Annotated in this window: 22 protein-coding genes; 3 read left to right on the top strand and 19 right to left on the bottom strand. The window is 46.7% G+C overall.

The window, feature by feature from the left end:
* Positions 1 to 151: 151 nt before the first annotated feature.
* The 7 genes from fabG to ACTHPG_RS06025 all read right to left on the bottom strand — a co-directional run bounded on the left by fabG (position 152) and on the right by ACTHPG_RS06025 (position 5,735).
* Positions 152 to 901: a 3-oxoacyl-[acyl-carrier-protein] reductase gene (gene fabG / locus ACTHPG_RS06055; RefSeq protein WP_341006894.1), complete on the bottom strand. Its 750-nt coding sequence runs from the start codon at positions 899 to 901 to the stop codon at positions 152 to 154.
* A gap of 210 nt (positions 902 to 1,111) precedes the next feature.
* Positions 1,112 to 2,053, bottom strand: coding sequence for an ACP S-malonyltransferase (gene fabD / locus ACTHPG_RS06050; RefSeq protein WP_440388234.1), 942 nt, complete (start codon positions 2,051 to 2,053; stop codon positions 1,112 to 1,114).
* A gap of 25 nt (positions 2,054 to 2,078) precedes the next feature.
* Entirely contained in the window at positions 2,079 to 3,068 is a 990-nt protein-coding gene (locus ACTHPG_RS06045) for a beta-ketoacyl-ACP synthase III (protein ID WP_440388233.1), read from the bottom strand.
* 8 nt (positions 3,069 to 3,076) lie between these two features.
* Entirely contained in the window at positions 3,077 to 4,072 is a 996-nt protein-coding gene (gene plsX / locus ACTHPG_RS06040; protein ID WP_017689231.1) for a phosphate acyltransferase PlsX, read from the bottom strand.
* Positions 4,069 to 4,617, bottom strand: coding sequence for a transcription factor FapR (gene fapR / locus ACTHPG_RS06035; RefSeq protein ID WP_062833760.1), 549 nt, complete (start codon positions 4,615 to 4,617; stop codon positions 4,069 to 4,071). Before fapR ends, plsX begins: the two co-directional genes overlap by 4 nt.
* A 372-nt stretch (positions 4,618 to 4,989) precedes the next feature.
* Positions 4,990 to 5,163: a 50S ribosomal protein L32 gene (gene rpmF, locus ACTHPG_RS06030; RefSeq protein WP_017689233.1), complete on the bottom strand. Its 174-nt coding sequence runs from the start codon at positions 5,161 to 5,163 to the stop codon at positions 4,990 to 4,992.
* A 65-nt stretch (positions 5,164 to 5,228) separates the two neighbouring features.
* On the bottom strand, positions 5,229 to 5,735 hold the full coding sequence (locus ACTHPG_RS06025) for a YceD family protein (RefSeq protein ID WP_440388232.1): 507 nt from the start codon (positions 5,733 to 5,735) through the stop codon (positions 5,229 to 5,231).
* Between the two features lie 461 nt (positions 5,736 to 6,196).
* Here ACTHPG_RS06025 and hmpA point away from each other — a divergent pair, with 461 nt between their 5' ends.
* Together hmpA and ACTHPG_RS06015 are read left to right on the top strand one after the other, a co-directional pair.
* The gene (gene hmpA / locus ACTHPG_RS06020) at positions 6,197 to 7,432 is read left to right on the top strand and encodes an NO-inducible flavohemoprotein (RefSeq protein WP_440388231.1); all 1,236 of its coding nucleotides are present in this window, start codon (positions 6,197 to 6,199) and stop codon (positions 7,430 to 7,432) included.
* Positions 7,433 to 7,600: 168 nt separating this feature from the next.
* Entirely contained in the window at positions 7,601 to 8,833 is a 1,233-nt protein-coding gene (locus ACTHPG_RS06015) for a nucleotidyltransferase (RefSeq protein WP_440388230.1), read from the top strand.
* Positions 8,834 to 9,166: 333 nt separating this feature from the next.
* On the opposite strand, the gene ACTHPG_RS06010 is transcribed toward ACTHPG_RS06015, so the two are convergent.
* A complete protein-coding gene (locus ACTHPG_RS06010; RefSeq protein ID WP_440388229.1) occupies positions 9,167 to 10,204 on the bottom strand; it encodes a SepM family pheromone-processing serine protease in 1,038 nt (345 codons plus the stop codon).
* Between the two features lie 211 nt (positions 10,205 to 10,415).
* Here ACTHPG_RS06010 and ACTHPG_RS06005 point away from each other — a divergent pair, with 211 nt between their 5' ends.
* Entirely contained in the window at positions 10,416 to 11,753 is a 1,338-nt protein-coding gene (locus ACTHPG_RS06005) for a nucleoside recognition domain-containing protein (protein ID WP_440388228.1), read from the top strand.
* On the opposite strand, the gene coaD is transcribed toward ACTHPG_RS06005, so the two are convergent.
* From coaD to ACTHPG_RS05950, 11 genes are all read right to left on the bottom strand, one after another.
* On the bottom strand, positions 11,731 to 12,237 hold the full coding sequence (coaD, locus tag ACTHPG_RS06000) for a pantetheine-phosphate adenylyltransferase (protein ID WP_085981453.1): 507 nt from the start codon (positions 12,235 to 12,237) through the stop codon (positions 11,731 to 11,733). The two genes, ACTHPG_RS06005 and coaD, sit on opposite strands and share 23 nt — an antisense overlap.
* A gap of 1 nt (position 12,238) precedes the next feature.
* The gene (gene rsmD / locus ACTHPG_RS05995; protein ID WP_440388227.1) at positions 12,239 to 12,847 is read right to left on the bottom strand and encodes a 16S rRNA (guanine(966)-N(2))-methyltransferase RsmD; all 609 of its coding nucleotides are present in this window, start codon (positions 12,845 to 12,847) and stop codon (positions 12,239 to 12,241) included.
* 301 nt (positions 12,848 to 13,148) lie between these two features.
* Positions 13,149 to 13,586 (bottom strand): hypothetical protein, encoded by a 438-nt coding sequence (locus ACTHPG_RS05990; protein WP_440388226.1) that lies wholly within the window; start codon positions 13,584 to 13,586, stop codon positions 13,149 to 13,151.
* Positions 13,587 to 13,712: 126 nt separating this feature from the next.
* Positions 13,713 to 13,994 carry a hypothetical protein gene (locus ACTHPG_RS05985; RefSeq protein ID WP_440388225.1) on the bottom strand — a complete coding sequence of 94 codons (282 nt, stop codon included), beginning with the start codon at positions 13,992 to 13,994 and terminating at the stop codon, positions 13,713 to 13,715.
* Between the two features lie 62 nt (positions 13,995 to 14,056).
* On the bottom strand, positions 14,057 to 14,362 hold the full coding sequence (locus ACTHPG_RS05980) for a hypothetical protein (protein WP_062833752.1): 306 nt from the start codon (positions 14,360 to 14,362) through the stop codon (positions 14,057 to 14,059).
* Between the two features lie 172 nt (positions 14,363 to 14,534).
* Complete coding sequence (locus ACTHPG_RS05975; RefSeq protein WP_440388224.1) at positions 14,535 to 17,582, bottom strand: glycoside hydrolase family 2 TIM barrel-domain containing protein; 3,048 nt, start codon at positions 17,580 to 17,582, stop codon at positions 14,535 to 14,537.
* 164 nt (positions 17,583 to 17,746) lie between these two features.
* On the bottom strand, positions 17,747 to 18,577 hold the full coding sequence (locus ACTHPG_RS05970) for a carbohydrate ABC transporter permease (RefSeq protein WP_440388223.1): 831 nt from the start codon (positions 18,575 to 18,577) through the stop codon (positions 17,747 to 17,749).
* Positions 18,570 to 19,460, bottom strand: coding sequence for a carbohydrate ABC transporter permease (locus ACTHPG_RS05965; protein WP_036610887.1), 891 nt, complete (start codon positions 19,458 to 19,460; stop codon positions 18,570 to 18,572). Before ACTHPG_RS05965 ends, ACTHPG_RS05970 begins: the two co-directional genes overlap by 8 nt.
* Positions 19,461 to 19,603: 143 nt before the next feature.
* A complete protein-coding gene (locus ACTHPG_RS05960) occupies positions 19,604 to 20,887 on the bottom strand; it encodes an extracellular solute-binding protein (protein ID WP_440390145.1) in 1,284 nt (427 codons plus the stop codon).
* Between the two features lie 351 nt (positions 20,888 to 21,238).
* Entirely contained in the window at positions 21,239 to 23,008 is a 1,770-nt protein-coding gene (locus ACTHPG_RS05955; protein ID WP_440388222.1) for a cache domain-containing sensor histidine kinase, read from the bottom strand.
* 18 nt (positions 23,009 to 23,026) lie between these two features.
* Positions 23,027 to 24,574 carry a response regulator transcription factor gene (locus tag ACTHPG_RS05950; protein ID WP_440388221.1) on the bottom strand — a complete coding sequence of 516 codons (1,548 nt, stop codon included), beginning with the start codon at positions 24,572 to 24,574 and terminating at the stop codon, positions 23,027 to 23,029.
* Positions 24,575 to 24,583 lie beyond the last annotated feature (9 nt).

Genomic DNA, 24,583 nt, shown 5'->3' with positions numbered 1-24,583 from the left:
CGGTTCACCTCCTTCTTTGGTATTATACGAGAATCGCAGGCAAAATGCCATAGAAGACATATGCGGCTCCCGGCCGGGGAACCCGGCCTTTTTCCGGCATTTCGGATCGTCCAGCGCCTGTTCCCCGACTATTGTTCAAGTCCGGGAAGAATTACATGTACATGCCACCATCGACATGCAGCGTCTGCCCTGTCATATAAGATGAAGCCTGCGAAGCCAGGAACGTGACTACACCGGCAATTTCATCCGGCTGACCCAAACGGGACAACGGAATACCACTCAGCATACCGTCTACCAGCTCCTGGGACAACTCTTTTGTCATATCCGTCTCAATGAAACCTGGTGCTACACAGTTGACTGTGATTCCACGGGAAGCCAGTTCACGAGCAGATGCCTTCGTCAGACCAATGACTCCTGCCTTGGCAGCAACATAGTTTGCTTGTCCAGCATTACCGAGCACACCTACAACCGAGGAGATATTGATAATTCTTCCCGACCGTTGTTTCATCATTGGACGTGTAACTGCCTTAAGACAGTTAAACACTCCTTTGAGATTGGTTTCAATAACCTGATCGAATTCTTCCTCTTTCATACGCATGATCAGATTATCACGGGTAATACCGGCGTTGTTCACCAAAATGTCAACGTTGCCCCATGCTTCGAGTGTAGCTTTGACCATTTGTTCAGCTTCATCCATCAGGCCAACATTGGCTTGAAGTGTAATCGCCTTGACTCCTTTGGCACGAATCTCTTCCGCCACTTCTTCAGCTGCCGCTTGGCTACCCGCATAATTCACGGCTACGTTTGCTCCAGCTTCTGCAAGTGCCAATGCAATACTGCGCCCAATTCCCCGGGATGCCCCGGTAACGAGTGCATTTTTACCTTCTAATGGTTTAGACATAATCATTCCTCCTTTCCCCAAATCTATATCAGTTCAACCAAAGAATGTTTACACTTGCCACTCCGATGACAGAATAAACTTCCGATCGTTGTTATCCCCAGATTTTTTGCTTCCCTTTTCTAATGGGAAAATCCGGTGATAAAGGCGAACGCTCCGCTTCTTCAGTTTTTTTCTGTCCTCTCCGTTCTCGTGTAAAAAGTTTAGTTTAACTCATATAACTCCTTCTAATTCACTTGCCGTTGCTTCGAGCGTTTCAAGACTGTTCACATTGTACAGTTTTACGGTTTTATCTGTTTTTTTAATCAAACCGGTCAATACACTGCCAGATCCAATTTCAATGAACGTATCCACGCCTTGCTCAATAAGCCATGTCACACTGTCTTCCCATAATACAGGAGAATAGACCTGAGCCGTTAACAAATCCTCAACCAGTCCATCCTCTGCAGGTCTTGCAGTCACATTAGCGACTACAGGGACTACTGCCGGTGAGAAGGTAACAGTTCTCAGTTTCTCTTCCAGCTTCTCAGCTGCACCCTTCATCAATGAAGAGTGGAACGGACCGCTTACTTCAAGTGCAATGGCGCGTTTGCCGCCCGCTTCTTTCACTCGTTCCGCGACAGCAGCTACGCCTTCCTTCACACCAGAAATGACGATTTGTCCCGGACAATTAATGTTGGCAAGTTCAACCGCATGACCACTTTCGGATACGTCACGGCAAAGCACCCCCAGCGCTTCCCGATCCGCACCAAGCACAGCAGCCATCGCTCCTTGTCCACCCGGTACTGCCTGTTCCATATACTGACCACGTGCCCGTACAATGCTAACTGCGTCAGCAAACGAAAGAACGCCCGCTGCCACCAGTGCACTATATTCTCCCAGACTGTGTCCAGCCGTATAGTCAGGCTGAATTCCTTTTTCTTTGAAAGCTTCAAGCAAGGCAATACTTGCTGTCAACAGAGCCGGTTGTGTATTTGATGTCTGTTTCAACTCGGTCTCCGGTCCTTCAAATACAAGGTTGCTCAGCGAGAAACCCAACGTTTCATCCGCTGTGCGAAAAATTTCGGTTGCCGCAGGCACGGACTCATACGCGTCCTTGGCCATGCCTACAGCCTGTGATCCCTGTCCGGGAAATACAAATGCTATTTTACCCATCTCATTCATCTCCCAGATGTCTATTTTACCAAACGAGTACCGATGCTCCCCATGTCAAACCGCCACCGAATCCAACCATCAGGACAGTATCTCCGGCTTTCATACGACCTTCCTCTGCCGCTTCCACGAGAGCAAGCGGAATGGAAGCAGCCGATGTGTTTGCATACTTATCCACGTTGACTACAACCTTCTCTTCAGGAAGTTCAAGTCGTTGCATCGCAGATTGAATAATCCGAATATTCGCTTGGTGAGGAACAAACAGATCCACATCCGTGCGCTCCATCCCAGCCTTGCGCAATACCTCAACGGTAGCCGTGCCCATGACACGTACCGCAAACTTGAACACTTCACGACCGTTCATGTAGATGTAATGCTTTTTATTTTCAACGGTCTCTGCGGAAGCAGGCAGACGGGAGCCGCCGCCTTCCATCTGAAGAAGACTACCGCCAGCACCTTCAGCGCCGAGATCGAATGCTTTGAATCCGCGACCTTCCGGAACTTCACCAACGACTACTGCGCCTGCTCCATCACCAAAGAGAACACATGTGTTACGGTCTGTATAATCCGTAATACGAGACAAGCAGTCGGCTCCAATAACAAGAGCGTTGTTGTACATACCGCTTTGGATAAAGCTTGTGGCACTTGCCAAACCGTATACAAATCCGGAACAAGCAGCCGACAGATCAAATGCCGCCGCACCTTTTGCACCCAATCTGTCCTGCAAAATGCAAGCTGTCGACGGGAACGAAGAATCCGGGGTAATGGTTGCCACAATAATCAGATCCAGATCACTGCCTGTCATGCCTGCAGATTCAAGGGCTTTAATAGCCGCTTCGTATGCGAGATCAGAGGTTGCCTGATCGGGTGCAGCAATGTGACGCTCTTTGATTCCTGTACGACTGACGATCCATTCGTCATTCGTATCGACCATTTTCTCCAGGTCGCTATTCGTCAAAATTTTCTCAGGCACATATTTCCCCGTACCAATAATCCCTACTGGGCGCAAATTATTCATGTCGTCACTCACTTCCCGCTAATTTCCTTAGATATGCTCTCTACCAGCTGATTCTGTACTGCAATCCGAGCTTGGCGCACAGCATTTTTGATGGCATTGCCATCAGCAGATCCATGACTTTTCACAACCAGTCTGCTCAAACCGAGGAGGGGCGCACCGCCATGCTCCGTATAATCCAGCTTCCGTTTCAACCCACGCAGCTCAGGCATCAGTACAGCCGCAGCCAGTTTACTTTTGAGGGAAGATGAGAATTGTTCCTTAAGCAAGGCGAAAATGGCACCTGCTGTGCCTTCCAGTGACTTCAGCAGTATATTCCCTGCAAAACCGTCACATACAAGCACATCACAAGCACCCGTCAAAACATCACGTGCCTCGACATTACCGACAAAACGAATGGGGAGTTGTTCCAGTAAAGGATATGCATGTTTGGTTAACTCATTTCCCTTGCCTGGCTCTGTTCCTACATTGAGCAATCCCACTCGTGGGGACTCTATGCCCTGTACTTTTTGCCGGTACAAACTGCCCATGAGGCCATATTGTGCAAGGTGCTCCGGTTTGGCATCCATATTCGCTCCGAGATCCAGCGCAAGCACACCTACATCATCAATCGTTGGAATCATGGGCGCAAGCGCCGGACGTTCAATGCCTTCCATTCGACCCACAACAAGCAAACCCGCTGTCATCAGCGCTCCGGTATTGCCCGCCGAGATCATCGCGTCCGCTTCGCCCTCTTTCAGCATGCGGCCTGCGACCACCATGGAGGCATCCTTCTTGCGACGTACTGCTTTGACGGGTTCATCATCCGAACCAATCACTTCGGAAGCATGCCGGACCGTAAGATTGGCAGGTCTAACACCTGACTGACTCAAAAGAGGCTCCAGCTTGGCTTCATCGCCGATCAGGACGATCTGTGTGTCCGCCCATTCCGTGGCTGCGGCAATCGCACCTTCTACCGTTGATGCGGGTGCATTGTCGCCTCCCATGGCATCAATGACGATTTTCATTCCAAATGACCTCCTTCTCCGCTGTCTTCTCCACCTGAATGGTAGATTACAAAGTTGCCTTGAAACACCATTTCTTCACCTACATAAGTGAATACTTCCACTTTGGCTTTGCCCTTTTGACCTGGAATCGATCTGACATAAGCCTTCGCAATACATTTCTCACCCAAATGAACCGAACGCACAAAGCGAATGTCTGCTGATGCAGTCAACGCGATCTCGTCATTAATAATGGCTACAGCCAAGGAGTTGGCCTGTGCGAAAACATAGTGCCCACGTGCAATCCCTGTTCTTGAAAACACGTGTTCTTCCTTAATCTCAAACAGGGAAATCCCGCTCTTGTCCAGCTGTAAATCAACAATATCACCGATAATTTCATGCAGGGGCAACGAGCGTACCTGATCATACGAGCGCTCCGCCATCAGTTTCATCCGCTCCCGAAGTTCGGGTATTCCAAGTTCCAGTCTGTCAAGACGAATCGTCTGAATACTCACCTTCAATTGGCGTGTAAGTTCCTGATCCGTCACAAACGGGTTCTCTTCTATCATTTTGGTTAACTGCTGTTGCCTCTGTCTCTTCGGTACACGTTCGATGCCTGACACCCCCCGCTGTATCGTTTACGGAACCGTCCCCTCCGGCCAGTTCAACCATTCTTTCGTGTTGCTTCTATAAGTTGCATCCCTGGTCACCAGGGTCGTTCTCAAACGGATTATGGTTCATCTATATGTAACGTCAAATCTTAGAACCTGGTACTAAACTATAGTATATCTCATCCCGTGTCAAAAAGAAAGGCTGGCCTAACAAAAACAATTCACCCTTGCGGAGCATCGATCTCACGCTTGTTAACTCACTCTATTACACACTCTAATCCAAAAAAAGTAGCACCTCATCGAAATGAAGTGCTACTTAATGTCCAACTATTATTGAGAGATGATCTCTCTTGCTTTGTACGTTCCGCACACTTTGCACACGTGGTGACTAAGTTTAAGTTCGCCACATTGTTCACATTTCACCATGCCCGGTACAGCCAATTTAAAGTGAGTGCGACGTTTGTCGCGACGCGTCTTGGACGTTCTCCGTTGAGGTACTGCCATTATTCCCACCTCCTTATCAAAATCAACCTTTGCAGGTAGTTGTTACGTTCGATTTTCAATCATGCTCATTTAAAAAAATCCTTGAGCCCTGCAAGCCGCGGATCGATAACCTGGTTATCACAACCGCAGTCACCTTCGTTCAGCTCATGGCCACACTTAGGGCATAACCCTTTGCATGTATCGCTGCATAGCGGTATAAACGGAAGATCCAGCAGAAAAGCTTCCTCGGCATAACCTTTCAGATCAACGCTATCCCCATCCACATAGAGCGTATCGTCGTCTTCGTGTAATTCCTCTGGCTGTTTTCCCTGCTTGAATTGCTCATGAAAATCAATATGAAAATGTTCATTGATCGGCTTAAGACAACGGGAGCATAACATGTCCACTCCTACTGTCAGCTTGCCATGAACATCCACAACGTCACCTTCTCTGATTTCTGCAGATAAGTCCGCAGTCAGGGGGGTAACGGCTGTGATATCTTGTCGGTTAGAAACCAGTTCCTTGATATCCCATTGTTCGTTAAACTTCAGGGGACCATCACTGGTAGCCACTTTGCGAAATGGCATTAACATTTCCATCACTCCAAACGAAACCAATTTCATAATTCATGTCAAACGTATCACGACAGTTATACAGGTCAAGCCTGCTTTTGTAAAGCAATAAATCCTGACTGTATGTATTCTGACGTTTCATCGTTAAAAGTATTATGAAATTGACTTAACAAACAAAAATCATTATACCGATTTTTCAAGACGTTTGTCAACACTTTTAACTTTACACCCTTTTTAAAACCACGGACCACACAGCCGTTTACTCCATCTGGTCTATTATAGACTCACTTCAAGATAAACTACAAGTCGTCATTTCAGTTGCAGTTGCTTGCAAACACCGGTCACATTTCGTTAACGTTTAGTGTGATCTATATCACACAGACCCTCTTGCTCTCTCCCTATACTTGCTATAAAACGAAGCACGAACAGCTCCATAACCGTTTATATCCAATCATCTCATATCCACTCGGGAGGGAAAATGTATGTTAAGCGAGCACACCATTAAAGTCATTAAATCTACAGTCCCCGTTCTTGAAGTCCACGGCGAAGCGATCACACGCCATTTCTATGAAACGATGTTCACAGCTCATCCGGAACTGCTAAATATTTTCAATCATGCAAATCAGAAGCAGGGACGGCAGCAAGCGGCCCTTGCCAATATGGTATACACCGCTGCCCTTCATATCGACAATCTGACTTCCATCCTGCCTGCCGTTCGACAAGTTGCACATAAGCATCGCAGCCTGGGTATCGTTCCGGAACAATATGCGATTGTCGGTACCTATCTGCTGCAAGCCATCAAAGATGTCCTTGGAGACGCGGCCTCGGATGAAATTATCACCGCATGGGGTGAGGCCTACAATGTCATTGCAGGCGCCTTTATCGGGATCGAACAGGACATGTATGCGCAAGCGGAAAGCCAGACGGGTGGCTGGGAAGGATTTCGCACCTTCAAGGTCGCCAAAAGAGTGCAGGAAAGTGAAGTCATCACGTCCTTTTACCTCGTTCCGGATGATGGTCAGCCCATTGCAAGCTATGAACCGGGACAATACATCAGTATCAAAATCAAACCAGAGGCACAGTCATTTACCCAGATTCGTCAGTATAGCCTTTCAGATAGCCCGGGTAAACCTTACTATCGCATTTCCGTTAAACGCGAGCTAGGTGGATTAGAACGTCCTGATGGAGTCATATCCACATATCTTCACGATCACATTGAAGAAGGCAGTCAAGTGGAACTATCCGCCCCTGCCGGCGACTTCACGCTGAATACGGACGATAAACGTCCTGTTGTTCTCCTAAGTGGTGGCGTCGGTCTAACACCCATGATCAGTATGTTAAATACGCTGGTTAACTTGAACGAAAATCGCACAATTACATTTTTGCATGCAAGTCCGAATGGTCAATCTCACGCGTTCCGTGATCATGTGAACAGTCTGGCCGAATGTAATCAGGGGGTTAAAGCTTATTATTGTTATACTCAACCTGCTGTTTCTGATCGTGAAAGTGAGTTTTTCCATAAGGAAGGGTATATGGATGCGGCCTGGCTTCGCCAAGTGATTGATGAACTGGATGCCAGCTATTATCTATGCGGCCCAGTTTCGTTCATGCGATCAGTGTATACAGAGCTTCAGGCGCTTGGTGTTGCAGCGGACAACATTCATTATGAATTTTTCGGGCCGAAAGTAAGTCTTTCTCCCGCGCCGGAAAACGTATAAGCGTTTTATACAATAAATTTGCAGGCACAGTCTGACATCCGTTGATGTCGGATTCGTGCCTTTTCTGGTCTGTATTGGTGCTTGATTTGATCTAATACATGACATCCCCTATGATGGAATGATTGTGATACATAATCGGTTATGCAATTGAAAGGAGCACGTCTAATCATGAAAGCCGTAGGCGTCATTGTTGAATATAACCCCTTGCACAATGGGCATGTCTATCATTTGCAGGAAGCTCGGCGGCTGAGCGGCGCAGACGCCGTTGTTGCAGTCATGAGCGGCCCTTTTCTCCAACGCGGCGAACCCGCCATCGTGGGTAAAAGGGCACGCACCGAGATGGCGCTGCACGCAGGAGCGGATCTCGTGCTTGAACTGCCGGTGGCTTATGCTGTGCAACCGGCGGAGTGGTTTGCCTTCGGTGCGGTATCGCTGCTGCACCGCACCGGCGTTGTGGACTCGCTTTGCTTCGGCAGCGAGTCCGGCGACCTGGACAGCCTGCAGCGCATTGCGCGCGTGCTGGCTGTGGAGCCCGCAGGGATGCGCGAGGACATCGCGCACCGCCTGCGGGAAGGCGCCAGCTATCCCGCCGCGTACGCAGGAGCGGCGGCAGCGCTGGCGCCCGGCGGCGTCGATGCTCACGACGCCGCCGCACTGCTGGAGCAGCCCAACAATTCGCTTGGGCTGCACTACCTGATCGCGCTGCAACGACTTGGCAGCGCGATTCAGCCCTTTACGGCGGCGCGTACCGGTGCCGCGTATCATGAGGCGACGCCCGGGCCGGGGGCGATCGCCAGTGCCACAGCCGTCCGCCGCCTGCTGATGGCGGACGGACCCGATGCCGCCGCGCCATACGTGCCGGCGGCAACTCTTGCCATTCTGCATCGCGAATGGCAAGAGGGGCGCGCTCCCATACACTGGGAGCGCTTTGCACAGCCGCTGTTGCACCTTGCGGCCACCCGCCGGGCCTCCGAGCTGGAACGCATCGCCGAAGTCACGGAAGGCCTCGAACATCGACTGAGCCGCGCACTCGCTCAGCTCCCGGAGCCTTCAGTCGAAGCACTCCTGAATGCACTGAAGACCAAACGTTACACACGCACCAAACTCCAGCGTATGCTCGCCCACCTGCTCCTGAATCACACCAAAGTCGAGTGTTCACCAGAGCAATTGGCTGACGGACCCGGGTATCTCCGAGTCCTCGGGTTCAATACTCAGGGGCAGAGCCTGCTTAAACGGATGAAGAAGACAGCGTCCTTGCCTGTTGTGTTAAGACCTTCGACGTTCACTCACAATCAACTTGAACTGGATATCCAAGCCCAGGTTGCTTATGGGCTCGCTTGCGAGCATGGGGACACACGCAGGATGTTCAGTGATTACTATGAGTCGCCTGTGAGACTGTAATCCGTTTTTGACCATATGCTTTAATCTTAATAAGCTTTTCATTCCATCATCAAACAGATCGTTCATATCGATTATTGGACACTAAACTATACAACTAAAAACCCCCTTGCTGCGCGCCGCCCAGGCACATCGCAACAAGGGGATTCTCTCATTAACTTCCTTATTTAGCTTGATTCTCTTGGTTCACTTACACCCTTTGAATCTGCTGATACTCTCATTTCTATTGATTACAATTCACTTCATTTCACTGTAATCAATTATTCTGATTTCATCCGTTCTTTATCCATCCGGGTTCAATTCAACTCGATCACTTCCCGCACGTCCATAATCCTATCATTTCACGGACAACGTCTTCAGATAAGCGAGTGCATCATCCACCGTGCTCACAGGCACAAGCTTCATTTTGGTGCCGATCTGTTCAGCCTTGGCTGCTGCTTCCTTATAGTTATCCTTCGGTACAAAGAAGATCTCCGCTTCCTTTCGGTCAGCGGCTACAATCTTGTGCACGACACCCCCAATGGCACCCACCGTACCGTCCTTGGTAATGGTACCTGTACCCGCGATTCGATGCCCCTTGGTCAGATCTCCAGGTGTTAACTGGTTATAGATCTCCAACGTAAACATCAAGCCCGCAGACGGACCCCCCACCTGAGTATCTGTGAAAGAAATCTGTTTATTCGGATCTTCGGCTTTCACCTTCTGAACCGCACCAATCATTACGCCGAGTCCCGGGCGGGTTTCACCTGTTTTATTGTCTTTGACCTGAATCAGTTTCACGTCCCGGCTAATGGTCTCTCCACCACGTTCCAGTTGCATTTCGACTGTATCTCCGACCTTCTTATCTTTTAACTGGGCAGAAAGCACCGTATTATCCGGCGTAGCTGTCCCGTTTACGCCCAGAATAATATCGCCCGGGGCAATATCGCCCTCCGGTTTGGGGTCTTCGGACAGTCCAAATACAAAGATATGCTCAGGTACAATAGAGTAAGCCACACCCGCCTGTTCATATGCGGCCTCCATTGCGGAGGATTGTGAATCACTCATGAACCACACCTGTTCGGCAGAGTATTCCGCTTCGCTTTTGCCGCGCAGTCGGTCTTCCTTTTTATCCACTTGAGCATTTTTATTGAACAGAGAGGTTCCTAGCAAAAACACATTGGCATATGTTGCCGACACGGTCGTCATCATGAACACACCGCGTTCCTCCTGGTCCCCACTCTTCACAGTTACCATTGGTTTTACTTCATCTGCACTGCCAGGCATATATATGATATACGGCGTTGGCATGTACACGGCAACATAGACGACCAGAGCCACCACGATCACAAAGATCGAAGCTCTGAATCCGCCAGATTTCCGAATCCGATTCATCGCATGAGCCTCCGTTCTTTGTATCTCTATATAAGCTGTACATTTATTTCAAGTCTAACACTCTGGTCCCTGTGCATACAATGGTACAGGCCGGATAGGCCGCTGTATACAATAGCCTGTCCGGCCAAGGCCGAACCGCCCTTCGGGCGTCATTCGGCCGTCCATAACGATTCAAATGCCGAATGGGCGTTATCTGATATGAGGTGAAACGATGACATTACAGAGCGAGGTTAGAGATACTGGCCCGTTACGAACGATAATCCTAAGTACTAGCGCTTTAATGTTGGTCATTGCAGTAGTGGCGTCCCCCAAAGAAGCGTTTGATGCCTCTATTCAAGGCCTGGATATATGGTGGAAAATTATCTTCCCTGCCATGCTCCCGTTCCTCATGTTATCCCAAATGCTCACTGCGTTTGGCTTCACCCATGCGATCGGCGCCTTGCTCGGACCGTTAATGCAACGATGGTTCAGACTTCCAGGCAACGCAGGTCTGGCGATTGCCGTTGGCATGTGCGGCGGATTCCCCGCAGGAGCAGATGCGGTATCCCGTTTATTTCAGGATAGACAAATTACCGCCAAGCAGGCGGTTGTCCTTGCGGCGGCATCTCATTTTGCCAATCCAATGATGATCATACTGGTCGTCGGTGCTGCATTTCTCCACCAGCCAGCGGCCGGATATTTTTTACTCGTGGTCCACTGGATTAGCGGCTGGATCGCCGCCATTCTGGCCACACGTCTCCTGCCTGCACCGGGTAACCAGACAGACAAGGTTGGCTCGACAGCCGTGCAAGCAAATGACAGCTCTCTTGATTCTCAGTCTGCAAGTCCTCCAAGTTCCATAAGTCGCTCATCTGCACCTCAACACTCTACGTTCAAAAGACGCAGTATGTGGTCTGAAATGACGATTGCAGCAAGGGAAGCCCATAGTCGTGATGGAAGAGGGTTTGGCAAACTGCTCGGTGACACCGTATCCCAAGCTGTGCAGACCTTGATGATGACTGGAGGATACATGATCGGTTTTGCCGTGTTTATCCGGTTGGTCTCCCTTTATCTGACGCCAGGGTCCTCTGCTGCGCTATGGCCAGCCTTCTTTGAGCTTCACCTGGGAACCTATCATTTGAGTCAGACTACACTTACCCCCGCCCTGCTTATACCTCTGCTTGCAGCCGTTCTGGGGTGGGGTGGTTTATGCTCCCATCTGCAAGTCTCTGCTGTACTGAAAACAACGGGTCCAAACAGCAAATCCATGTTGTACTTTGCCGGAGTTCGTCTGATTCATGGATTAACCGCCTTTTTCATCAGTCTGTTCCTATGGATGCCGTTCAGTCGTTATAGCACAGAAGCCTGGACCACAATACAGACCAATGCAGCGCAGGGGCTCTCGACACCATTCGGTTGGCTATGGATACATGGTCCAGGTAACACATACACAATCAACACCATTTGGAGCATCTTCCCTGCTGCATGCATGGGTCTTGCGTTACTTCTTGCAGTCATGATTAGTCTATCGGGTCTTACCTTCTGGTTTAACCGCCGGTTTTCTCGCTGATTTTCTGACGAAGCGCAGCTTCCACTTCAGGTGATACAAGATCTGTAACATCTCCATGATAATGAGCGATCTCTTTCACGATGCTGGAACTTAAATAGGAATACTTCGGATTCGTCATCATAAATATCGTTTCCGCATCCGGATTCAACTTGCTGTTGGTCGATGCCAATTGCAACTCGTATTCAAAATCAGTTACCGAGCGTATACCGCGAACGATGACCTGAGCTTCCTTTTGCCGGACGTAATTGGCTGTCAGATCGCGGAAACTGTCCACTTCCACATTGGGTAGATGGCGGGTTACTTCCGTAATCAGTTCTTTGCGTTCCTCCACCGTAAACAGCGGATTTTTGCTCATATTGTTCAACACAGCCACAATGACGCGATCGAATTGCTTCGATGCTCTGGCGATAATATCCAGATGCCCCATCGTTACAGGATCAAAACTTCCAGGATATACGGCAATCCGTTCCTGTCGATGTATCATTTCAGTCATGAGGAGCCTCCTCTTCCGGTGTAATGGATTCACCATCTTCTACTGCTTCAGGAGCATAATAATAGATGGATACTGCCGTCTCCCCATACACAGCTTTGCGCGTTTGTTCAAACGGGCCGAATTGCTCAGGGTAATCATGTTTGGATTCATATTCAAGCACGATCGTTGCTTCGGGTTCCAGAAGTTCCAATTCGTGCATGGTCATCATCAACTCGTGTCCGTTCTTCATACGATATGGCGGGTCGAGAAACACCAGATCAAATGTTGTGCCTCGTTTGGCGAGTGCCTTCAATGCACGACCTGCATCATTACGATATACGGCCGCTTGGTCTTCCAGCTTGGTCGCCTTCAGATTCATGCGGATAACTTCAATACTTTTTGATTCCAAATCAACAAAAACAGCCTTGTCCATGCCGCGGCTCAGTGCCTCAATACCGAGACCTCCACTGCCTGCAAACAGATCCAATGCTGCACCGCCCTCAAAATAAGGACCAACCATGCTAAATAACGCTTCCTTCACCTTGTCGGTGGTCGGCCGCGTACCTGTGCCAGGAACAGCCTTCAGAGGCCTGCCTTTCGCACTCCCAGATACCACTCTCACTGACGAGTCACCTTTTCTCTATGTAAATTTATTGATACAGCTATCGTACCACACTCGGGTTCTGTTTGAAAAATACTCAGTCTTGATATGACTTGGAAAAATGTTGACGAATTGTTAACGCATATGTATAAAAAGAAAACATTCGGGCGATTCTATAATTATCGACATCACAAGTGTCGTAGACAACCGCGGAGAAGACTTACGTTTCCCCATAAGCTCTTCGTCCGGTTTCTCCTCTCCCATGAAAAGTAGACCCTCGAAAGAGGGTCTATTTTTGTTGTTTATATTTTCATTTATTTTGTTAGTTATATGTTTCTTCAAATTCACTTATTTCGGCTTGCTCTTCGGTCTGCAACCATCCGATCTCCCTTAGCCACATGCCTATATCTGCGATAAATTCATTTGTGTTTAGATGTTCAATCTTGTACTTCTGTATTTTCTCACTCAAAAAAGCATAGAACTCATGGCTTAACGCATACCGTTGTTTGGTTTTGCTTAATGTCTTATACCGGTCCTCACTGACCACCAGATCAAAATAGATGACATTCTCCTTCTTCACATGTCTAACCGTGGACCTTCTATCGTATTCTTCAGGAAGACACCTGAAAACAAAGAAGACTTCAATATCAACTCCTTGATATTTGGTTTCTGCTTTATCAAAAACAGACTGCAACTCATCCGAAAGATCGTCAACCCGCGTTAATCCGGAAGTATCCGTTGATTTGCCCAGGATCATCATTAAACTCCTTCTTGTTCATTTTCAACATTCATAATGCAACTAAAAAAGGTTGACTAGTGATGTAATCCCCGTCAACCTTTCCTAATGTTTATCATTCTTGTGTATTACCAAACTCAGGAAGCTATACTAGTTCATCTCTCGATGCTTCCGATTAGACCTTCGCAAATTGATCAATGGAATGATAAGTACAACAACCGGCAAGAGAAGATTTATTGAACCATTCTTAATCATCATGAAGGTAATAAACAGCACGGCGAGCCAAGTCATAATCTCCGTCATCTCATATTTGGTTAACGTAAGCTTGAATGCTTTTTTCGAAATGAAACGAATCAAGAAATAGGCGATCAAGCTATAGAACAGGATCATTCCCAAAATGGCAACAGTGATTATGAGATACATATCCACCATAAAAATCTCACCCGACCCTTATGTCATTTCCTTAATTTTACCATATAAGCAATAGGGTGTCTTCACTTCTCTTCAACAACAATCGTTGCATTATAGATCACAACACGTTTACCATTCAGATCGAATAATACTTTATTTCCGTATTCGGTATCTTCCACGTCAATTTTGCCATCATAGGTCTGAATCAATTCACCATTATTGCTGTACACTTTAACAACCCTCTCCAGGCCGCCCGAGTTATTGGATCTCATCGTTTTGAGTGCGCGTTCACCCGAAGCTGTATTGAAATACCATATGAAACATCCAACAATGATGCCCAGAAAGACCAACACCGTGACCCATATCCCTGTCTTTGCTTTTCGACTCATTTTGAATCCCCCCTCTTATGTTTCCTGTCTCGTACATTACGAGGTTGGAGAGAGAACGGTTTCATTCAATGCCTTTCGAACTGTTCGTTTGACATGACAAAACAGAGGCCTCCGATGAGCGAAGACCTCTGTTCTTAATAGAATACATTCTTTAATTTCTAGGATTCTTGAATTACAGTCCACGAATAACGAATTCAAATGTCAGTTCGCCGTCCGAAGGGATCAGATATTCCGGATGAACCGGAGCACCCCAGCTATCATCACCGCCGACACCCATTTGTTTACCCGCTACAGTCACGACTGTATAGTGCACAGGAGGCAATTCGTACGCATGTTGTGCGTTCTCCAGCTCAAATGCGGTATACGGTGATACATTCAGCTCAACCGGAGTTCCGGATGCCTCAATCTTGAAGCCACGTCCCGCGTTGTCAGTCAATTTAGCCCAACGTACGCCAGTGCGGTTGCCTGATTCCTGTGGTACCAGATATGGAGCCATGGTATCCGCAACCTTGCTGCCATGGATGCCCAGACGTGCGCCAAATGCACGGTCTGCATAGTTTTCTTCCGGTCCCATCGCAAGCCATTCCACGTTTTCAAAGTCAGGTGATGTTCTGAAGGACAATGCATGAATTGGCAAGTTCGGCAATCCGGCTGTACCTTTGTACGTATTATGCACACGTACGCTTCCATCTGCATGAACGGTGTACACCACTTTGACTTGTACATCCTCGGAAATGTTGAGTTTGTACGTGAATTCAATCCGGTATTGATCCGGTTTCTGTTCTGCTTTCCACTCCACAGAACGAGGCATCAGGCTCGCGGCATACCAAGCGCCCAGTTCGAAGCCCATCGCCATGCCTTTGTCATTATCCGTCATTGCACGCCAGAAGAGCGGTGCAGGTGGTACAGCAATGGTCTCACGACCGGACAATTTCAGGGAAACCAGTGTGCCAAACTGTTTGGAGAATAACGCATGCGTTTTGCCAGCACGAACACCGATGTTAACGTCACCTTCAACCACCTGTACATCACTTACAAGGTTCAAGTCGACTTCAACTGCATCATTTACTTGATCCTGTGTGAAAATAAACTGTCCAAATGCCACTTCTTCGCCTTTGTCAGCCCACAGTGTAGCTTCTTTTAACACAAATGCAGTGTTCACAGCGTACTCGCCGCCCACCAGGGATTCTGTACCCAGCGGAAGCTTAACTACTGTCTCGCTTTGCGCATCCACGTTCACTTCCAATGTTCCGCGCAGCACTTCATGTCCCTCACGCTCCAGGCTGTACACCAGTTCCAATGCAGATGTATCTGCAAACAGGTTACCGTTCACGATTTTGACACCTTCACGATCCGGGAACAGCTTGATGTTCTGATACAGGAATTTGACCTCCTGCATTTTTGCAGTTACTTTACGATCAGCATGAACAATACCATTACCACAGAATGAATAGTCTGATGGACGATCACCGAAATCTCCGCCATAGGCGAGGAATTCTTTGCCGTAACGATCTTTTTTATAAATGGATTGGTCGATGTAATCCCAGATGAATCCACCTTGATACATCGGGTATTTGTCTTCCAGCTCCGTATATTTGTGCATGCCACCAATAGAGTTACCCATGGCGTGCATGTACTCACAGCTAATATAAGGTTTGGTCGGGTTGGCATTCAGGAATTCCTCAATGTCCGCCGGTTTGGCATACATACGGGTCTCCATATCACTTGTCTCATCGAAACGGCGATCATGGAATACACCTTCGTAATGTACCAGACGAGTTGGATCAGCCGACTTGAAGTATTGGGACACTTTGTAGATAACTTCACCGCCATGGGATTCGTTACCACAAGACCAGATCAGAATGGACGGATGGTTTTTGTCACGCTCCACCATGGATACAGCGCGATCCATAACGATATCATGCCATTCCGGTTTGTCCCCTGGAATAACCCAAGAAGGCTCAACGGCGCCAAGTTTCTGCCAAGATCCGTGTGTCTCCAGATTCATCTCGTCAATAACATACAATCCATATTCATCACACAGCTCATACCATAGACTTTGGTTTGGATAGTGTGACGTACGTACAGCATTCATATTATTTTGTTTGATCGTACGAACATCCCACAGCATATCTTCCTTCGTAACCGCACGCCCACGACGCGGGTTGAACTCATGGCGATTTACACCTTTGAATACGATACGTTTACCGTTGATGTGCATTACTTTGTCAATCATTTCGAATGTACGGAAACCAACAGCTTGAGGAACGACCTCTACCAGTGTGCCCGCAGCATCATATACCCGAATATAGAGACGGTACAAGTATGGAATCTCTGCGCTCCACAGATTCACTGTACCGATATCTTCACGAAGACTTACTTGTCCATCGTTAACCTTGGATTCAAACGTTTTAACGGTATTGCCTTCACGATCACGAAGTTCAGCCTCTACACGTGCTCCAGCAACCGCTTTTCCTTCCAGTTTCAAATCCAGTTGCAATGTACCGTTCGTATAGGACTTGTCCAGATCTGTACGAACATGAACATCACGTACGTGTGCAGCAGGGACCGTATACAGATATACATCTCTGAAAATACCGGAGAAACGCCAGAAATCCTGATCTTCCAGCCAGCTGCCTGTGCTGCGCTGATACACCTCAACTGCGAGTTTATTCTCTCCATCCTGAAGGAATGGTGTCAAGTCGAAGTCAGACGGCGTAAAACTGTCCTCCCCATATCCTACGAATTGTCCATTAAGCCATACATAAAATGCAGACTCTACTCCTTGGAAAGAAATATATACCGGATTCGACTCCCAACCTGTCGGCAGGTGGAATGTACGAATGTAACTTCCAACAGGATTTTTATCCTGTGGCAATGCTGGTGGACGAATGTCGTTCAAGCCATCCCAAGGGTATTGTGTATTTACATATTGAATCTGTCCGTATCCTTGAAGTTGGATATGCCCCGGAACTTCAATATCATCCCAGCCTTCACTGGAGAAATCGGATGTATAGAAAAACTCAGAACGACTGTCTGGACGAATCGCATAGTTGAATTTCCAGGTTCCATTCAGATCATAACGCATGGACATTGCGCCTGAACCTACAGCCTCTTCCATCGTTTGGTAATAACGGTGATCGGAATAGGCATGAAGACGGTTCACCTCAAATACACTTACGTCTCCCAACCAGTTGATATCTGCCTTTGTTGCTTTCATCGGCTCTCTCTCCCTTTAAAACGTTATAGTTTGAACTAATTCAAGGTTGATTCCTGATTTCCTTTTTGCTTTACATAAACAAACAAAAAAGACAGAGGTACGCCATTACTGGCGTCCTCTCTTCTTTCCTGCACCCGTCATTTGCACGGATTATGCTGTTTTCATTACTTCACGGAACCTACCATACCTGCTACAAAATGTTTTTGCATGATGAAGAATACGATTGCTGTAGGCAGTGTTGCAATAACGATTGCTGTCATGATTACCCCATAATCAGGCGCATACCCAGCACCCAGATTCGAGATCAACAGTGGAATCGTTTGTTGGTCAGGCGTTTGCAATACAATGAGTGGCCACAGATAGTTGTTCCAGCTACTCATGAATGTAATGATTGCTGCTGCTGCATAGGTTGTTTTCATCGTTGGCATGTAGATCTTCAGGAAGATCCCCAGTTCACTCAGACCGTCAATACGTCCAGCTTCCAGCAAATCTTTCGGGAACATTTTCGTGTTCTGACGGAAAAAGAAGATCAGGAACGCTGTTGCAATGGTTGGCAGAATAACGGCTGCCATCGTATTGATACCGATCACTGGTGCTACACCCGAGATCGTTGCAAACATGCGGTACAGTGGTACCATAATTGCTGCAAACGGGATCATCATGGATAACAACAGGATATTGAACACAACATCACGAGACTTCGTGCGATATACCTCGAAGCCATAACCTGCCATGGAACCAATCAACAGCGCCAGAACAGTGGAGATCACCGAGATTATCGCCGAGTTTCCAAGTGCCTGAACCAGATTGGTCGAATCAATCAGTTTGTTGAAGTTATCAATGAAAGCTGAACCCGGTAATAATCTGCCTTTGGTTACATCGACAGATGCATTCGTTGAACTGACCAGCATCCAGAAGAAAGGGAAAATGGATACAAAGGCGACGATGGATAGGAACACATAAGTGAAAATCCGTTTTGCTTTAGCTTTAGCCATTTTTATTATCACCTGCCACTTTAAACTGGATGATGGACAATACAATAATCAAGATTACGATGGAATACGAAACGGTTGCTGCGTAACCGAAGTCCGGTGAATATTTAAACGAAAGGTTGTAGATGTATTGTGAAATCGACATGGTCGCATTACCTGGACCACCTTTGGTAATATTCATGATCTCATCGAAGATTTGCAGTGTACCAATCGTTGATGTGATGGACGTGAAGAGGATAATCGGTTTAAGCAAAGGTACTGTGATTTTGAAGAATTGTGTAAAAGCATTCGCTCCGTCAATTCTTGCAGCTTCATAGATCGATTGATCAATGTTTTGCAGGGATGACAGATAGAAAATCATGTTATATCCGGTCCAACGCCAAGTAACGGCGATTATGATCGTAATTTTAGCCCAGAACGGGTCTGTGATCCATTGGATTGGGTCGCCAATAATGTGCAAACCCATCAGGAATTGATTCACCATTCCATCTGGTGCGAACAAATATTTAAATACAACAGAGTATGCTACCAATGAAGTTACACAAGGCAAGAAAATCGCTGTACGGAAGAAGCTCCGGAAGCGCAGTGTGCTGTCATTCAGCAATACGGAAATAAACAATCCAAGAATAATCATTACAGGTACTTGAATAATCAAGTAGATAAATGTATTCGACAATGCTGTACGGAACGTTGTGTCAACTAACAATCTTTTATAGTTAGAAAGGCCCGAAAATTCAAGATTGGCTCCTACACCAGACTTGAACGATAAGAGCAGCGCTTGGATCATCGGGTAGAAGTAAAATGCAACAATCCCGACAACAGCCAGCAAAACAAAAGCCCATCCAGTCAAATTATTTTTCTTTTGGAGACTGTCTCCTGTATTCATGGCTTTCACAGTATGGCTCCTCTCTCTCTCCATGGAACATGGGTAGAACCCACGGAGCCTCTCGCCATATCCGGTACGACTTGCGCCGGACATGGGAGATGGCTCCGATGTTTCCTAGGGTTCTATAAGTTACCTTGGGTATCTTAGTTTAATTGTGCTTCAGCTTGTTTTTGTGCATCAGCCAGAACGTCATCGATTGATTTACCGTTCAGGAATGCTTGCATTTCTACAACCAGAATATCTTCAATGGCATAAGTGTTGATACCGTAGTTTACGCTTGGAATTTCTTTCGTCCAATTTGCAAAGTCTGTGAAGATTTTTTGTCCACCGAAGTACTCGTCTTCTTTGGCATATGCTTCTCCATCAACTGCTGGTTTGTACGTACCGATTGCACCGATGTTGTTCAACAGATCTTGATACAATTGTTTGTCAGAACCGAATGTTTTAGCTACGAAGTCAGCTGCTTGATCTGCACCAGGAACATTGTTCATTACATACCAAGAGCTACCACCCAAGTTGGATGCGTGAACAGAGTTTGGTTGACCAGCCATTTTCGGCATTGGAGCTACGGCCCATTTGCCAGACTGTGAAGCTTCTTGACGTACAGATGGTGAGAACCAGTTACCTGTAGGAATTGTTGCTACACTGCCGTTATTGGCGTTGGCAACGAATTGACTCCAGTCAGAGTGCAATTTAACAATGTTGGCATCCATCATTGCTTTGTAAGTAATAAACGCTTCTTTCAGTGCGGCATTGTTAGCAATATCAGGTGTTTTACCATCTTCTGCGGAATACCATTTACCTGCAGTTTGGATCATCATACGAATCAAACCAAGGTCATTCGGGTCAAGAGAAAGAAGCTCTTTACCTGTTTTAGCTTTTACGTCTTTACCAATTTGGATGTAATCATCCCAAGTGATGTCTTGCAGGTCAGCAGATTTGTAGCCTGCTTCTTCCAGCAAGTCTGTTCTGTAGTACAAGCCAGCAACGCCGGAGTCAAATGGTACTCCGTATTGTTTGCCATCAAACGCTGTTGGTCCGAGTTTGTAATCTGCAAAGTCGGAAGCCGTGATGCTTGAAGAAAGATCTTTGAACGCATCAGGATATGCATTCAGGAAGCTTTGTGAGCGATAGTCTTCAATCAGAACTACGTTTGGAAGACCGCTTGCAGTTCCTGAGTTAAGACCCGTGTTCAATTTCTGAATGATATCAGCTTGAGCGTATTCAATGATGTTGATTTTCACATCAGGATTTGCTTTTTGATATGCTTCTTTGGCAGTTTCCATGGCTGCAACGTTAAAAGCTTTGTCCCAAGCCCAAACCGTAATTTCGTTTGTTTTTTCGTCACCACCACTAGCGGAATTACCTCCACCACCGGATGAACATGCAGACAACAGCAATACTGTAACGAGCATCAATACCCACATTTTTTTCAAAACATTCAACTCCCCTTTAACCTCTTTGTGTGTAATTTGTTTGCGTTTTCTGAAAGCGGTTGCTTTCGATGTATTCATCTTATCATTCCCATATCTCCATTCGTTAGTAATAATTTTGTACGGATTTGTCATCTTATTACCACAATGAAAACCTTTACAGAAACCGTTTGCATTAAATTTGGTTTTTTGTAATTTCTTTTGATTTTGTATTATCTTGATCTTGAAATCGTACAAATATGTATTTTCACTTCAACTCTGACATGCAAAGATCCCCCGTTTCTGTAGTACTACAGAAACGGGGGATCTCGATTTTGAGTGAATTCCATTGAATCGGGTTTCAATTTAACTTGTAATCAAAGGCAGTGTAACCGTTACTCTCGTGCCTTCCCCGACGGTACTCATAATGGTGACACCGTAAGGTGAACCATATAATAGCTCAATGCGATCATGCACGTTGCGAATACCGATCCCGCTGAATAGTTGACGATTGTTTTTCGGATTAGGCAATGTTTCTCCCATAACGAGTCCTTCAATTCCATCACCATTGTCCATGATCTCACAGATAAGTGATTCACCTGCTCTGGACACCATGACATGAATCGTACCCATCTCTTTCTTGATAAATCCATGGAAAAATGCATTCTCGATAAACGGCTGGATCACCAGCTTGGGTACATGATAGTGAGTACAATCCGGAGCAATGTAGAAAGCCGCTTTAATCCGGCCACCGTACCTAACGTGATTAATGAAAACATAATTTTTCAAATTCTCGACTTCTTGTTCGACTGTCACGGTCTGACTCACATCACTAATCGTATTTTGCAACAGTCCAATTAATGCATTAATGGTCTCTGCTGCCCTGTCCTTGTTACCTTGTTGCACCAGAACTTTGATGGAAGCAAGGGTATTGTACAAGAAGTGAGGATTAATCTGACTCTGTAAAGCCGCAAGCTCAGCGTTACGTTGTTCACGCTGGGTCTGCACCAACTGATCCACATAATCATGCAGCTCATCAAGCATATAATTGTAAGCATGGCCAAGCTGCCTGCTCTCGTAGCTTCCACTCACCGGAATATAGTTATCCAGATCACTTTTCGTAATGTTGGACATCTGCTTCACCAGTCTGCGCAGTGACTTGGTAATCTGGCTGGTGATGAGAAACACAAGAATGAGTGCCCCTACTACGATAGCTGCACAGATCAGAGCAACTGTCTTCATGTCGATGAGTTGTCCCATCGCCAGATCCTTATCCACTACATTGACAATATAGAATCGATAGAATGGTAAATACTCGGATAGAACAACGCTATCCTGATCCATCACACGAGCATTAATACTTCTCGGAGTGTTGCTGTTCATTTCTCGGGCATACGATAGCAGATCCAGCTGAGTTGTTCCAATCCAGTCTTCACGATTCGATGATACAATCTCACCTTTTTCATTCATAATGACCACATCATTGCCGCGACTTGTAAAACTGCTGTAAAATTGCCGGAATATATCTTCCCTCATGGTGACATAGAGCGTACCGTATATTCGGCTACGTGTTCGATCCGTCAATGCCTTCGTCGCAGAGATCATCTGCTGACTCCCGAGCATTGCCTCGTTTTGGTAATCATCAAAGATCAGACGGCTCGGCGTCTCAGCGGCTTCCATCGTAATCGGCTCCTGCTTCAATTCGTCCACTGACATCTGAAGGTGAGCACGATTGGTGGAATAGCTTCGTCCATTAATCCCGATAATCGTTATCCCTACTTCGTAGGACTCGGTTATAGATTGAACCCGATCCATCGTTTCCCTCATATTATAGAAGGATTTGGCCATCGTGAGGGAATCGGCATCACCTTCAGACAGGAATCCCCGAATCGCTCCACTCTGCGTCACATTATTGGATACGGCAGCAATGGCCTCATTAAAGGATTCAAAATTTGTCTTGATCTGATTAAGCACCTTGGAGTTCGTGATACTGAATGTCTCGGTAAACAGATTCGTAGACATGTGAATGGTCGTCCATAAGATGAGTACAGAGACGAGAACAATACTGATGACCATAACCAGAAACAACTTGGGAAATAATCCGAGACGAGATAATCTGTTCATCCATTTCTTCATGATCTTATCCTTCTGACTTTATGCCCAGAATTTGCGACGGTATCGGCTTGGTGATAGTCCGGTGAATTTTTTGAACACTTTGCAAAAGTAACTATGATCGGAATAGCCAACCATACTGCTAATCTCAGAAATGGTTACATCATCGGATCGGAGCAGTTCCTCCGCTTTTTCAATCCGGATTTTATTCAGATATTCATTAAAACCTTCTTTTTTGTGAGATGAGAAATAACTGGATAAATAGGATGGATTAAAATGAAAGTGTTTGGCGACCTCCGCAAGCCCAAGCGGCTGGTCAAAGTGCTCATGCATGTAATCCAGCAGCATCTTCATGTTGGGATCACTTCGTTTCCCACCCGCACCGACGATGTACTCCTGAACTTCCGTCATGAAATGGTCAAGCACAGTCATAACTTCGTCTAGACTCGAAGCCCCGTCCACATTTTTAAAATACGTATATTTGCTCTCTTCCAGCCCAGCAGACTGAACATCCATATCCGCGAGGGTAATGGTTACGTTGAAGATCAAATTACCCAGAAATGATTTGATCTCAAACACATCGGCAATATAATCCCGTCCAAGTGTTGTCGCATGATCCTGCAAATACTCTCTAGCCGCTTCAACCCGGTTACGCTTCACATGCTGTAAGAACATATTCACATTAAACTGGTAACCTGCGGGATGCATTGGAGGCAGTTCACCATACACCAGAATTGGTCGATCCTTATAATAGAAGCGATATTCCATCAGCTTAATCAGGCGTTCCCTGTAGACTACTCCCATCTGTTCAAATGAAGTAAAGCTGTCACTAAGCACCCAGCCAGGGCTGCCTTGTCCCGCTACATGTTCGCCAGCCAGCTGTCTAATGCGTCCTACCATCCATTCATCTCTTGCAGGGTTAACATTAAGAAGTACAACTGGTAGTGTACCCTCTGCCGGAATTACTGCGCATTCCACTTCAGGCAGATCACTGCGTAGCCTCGATTCGATCTGTTCCTGATCCAGCTTCAGCGGATTGCCCTCAGCATCCATGGGTCTATACACGAGCATCCGAAAGGATTCATGTGGAAAGGTGTCCCGAATCATCGGCATCTCACTGTCTTCGTCCAGTGTGAATCCCGACAGCATCTTCTCCATCAGCTGTCCAAGTCTCCAGCCATCGTGCGACGGCTCGAACTGTAGCTCCGGAATTTTACCCGCTGTACGTTGAAGGACTTGCAATAATTCATTCGTATCCAACTTCGGCTTCAGTATATAATCGGCTGCCCCGTGCTGAAGCGTAGAACGTACATACTCGAACTCACTGAAACTGCTAAGTACAATCACTTCAATCTGCGGATTACTGGCTTTAAGTGTACGGACAAATGTTTCGCCGTCCATGACAGGCATAACAATGTCGGTAATCACAATATCCGGTTTTAACAGGCTCACCTGCTGTAATCCTTCTTCACCGTTGGAAGCTTCACCCACAATGAGAAATCCTTCGGCTTCCCAGTTCATATGATGCTTTATGCCCTGTCTTACCAGAAACTCATCGTCAACAATCAGCACCTTGCACAACCGGTTCATGATCGCGAC

The sequence above is a fragment of the Paenibacillus sp. SAF-068 genome (genome assembly GCF_051967555.1).
GTDB lineage: Bacteria > Bacillota > Bacilli > Paenibacillales > Paenibacillaceae > Paenibacillus.
The sequence above is the reverse complement of the archived record's forward strand: the minus strand, read 5'-3'. Positions and strand labels throughout refer to the sequence as shown.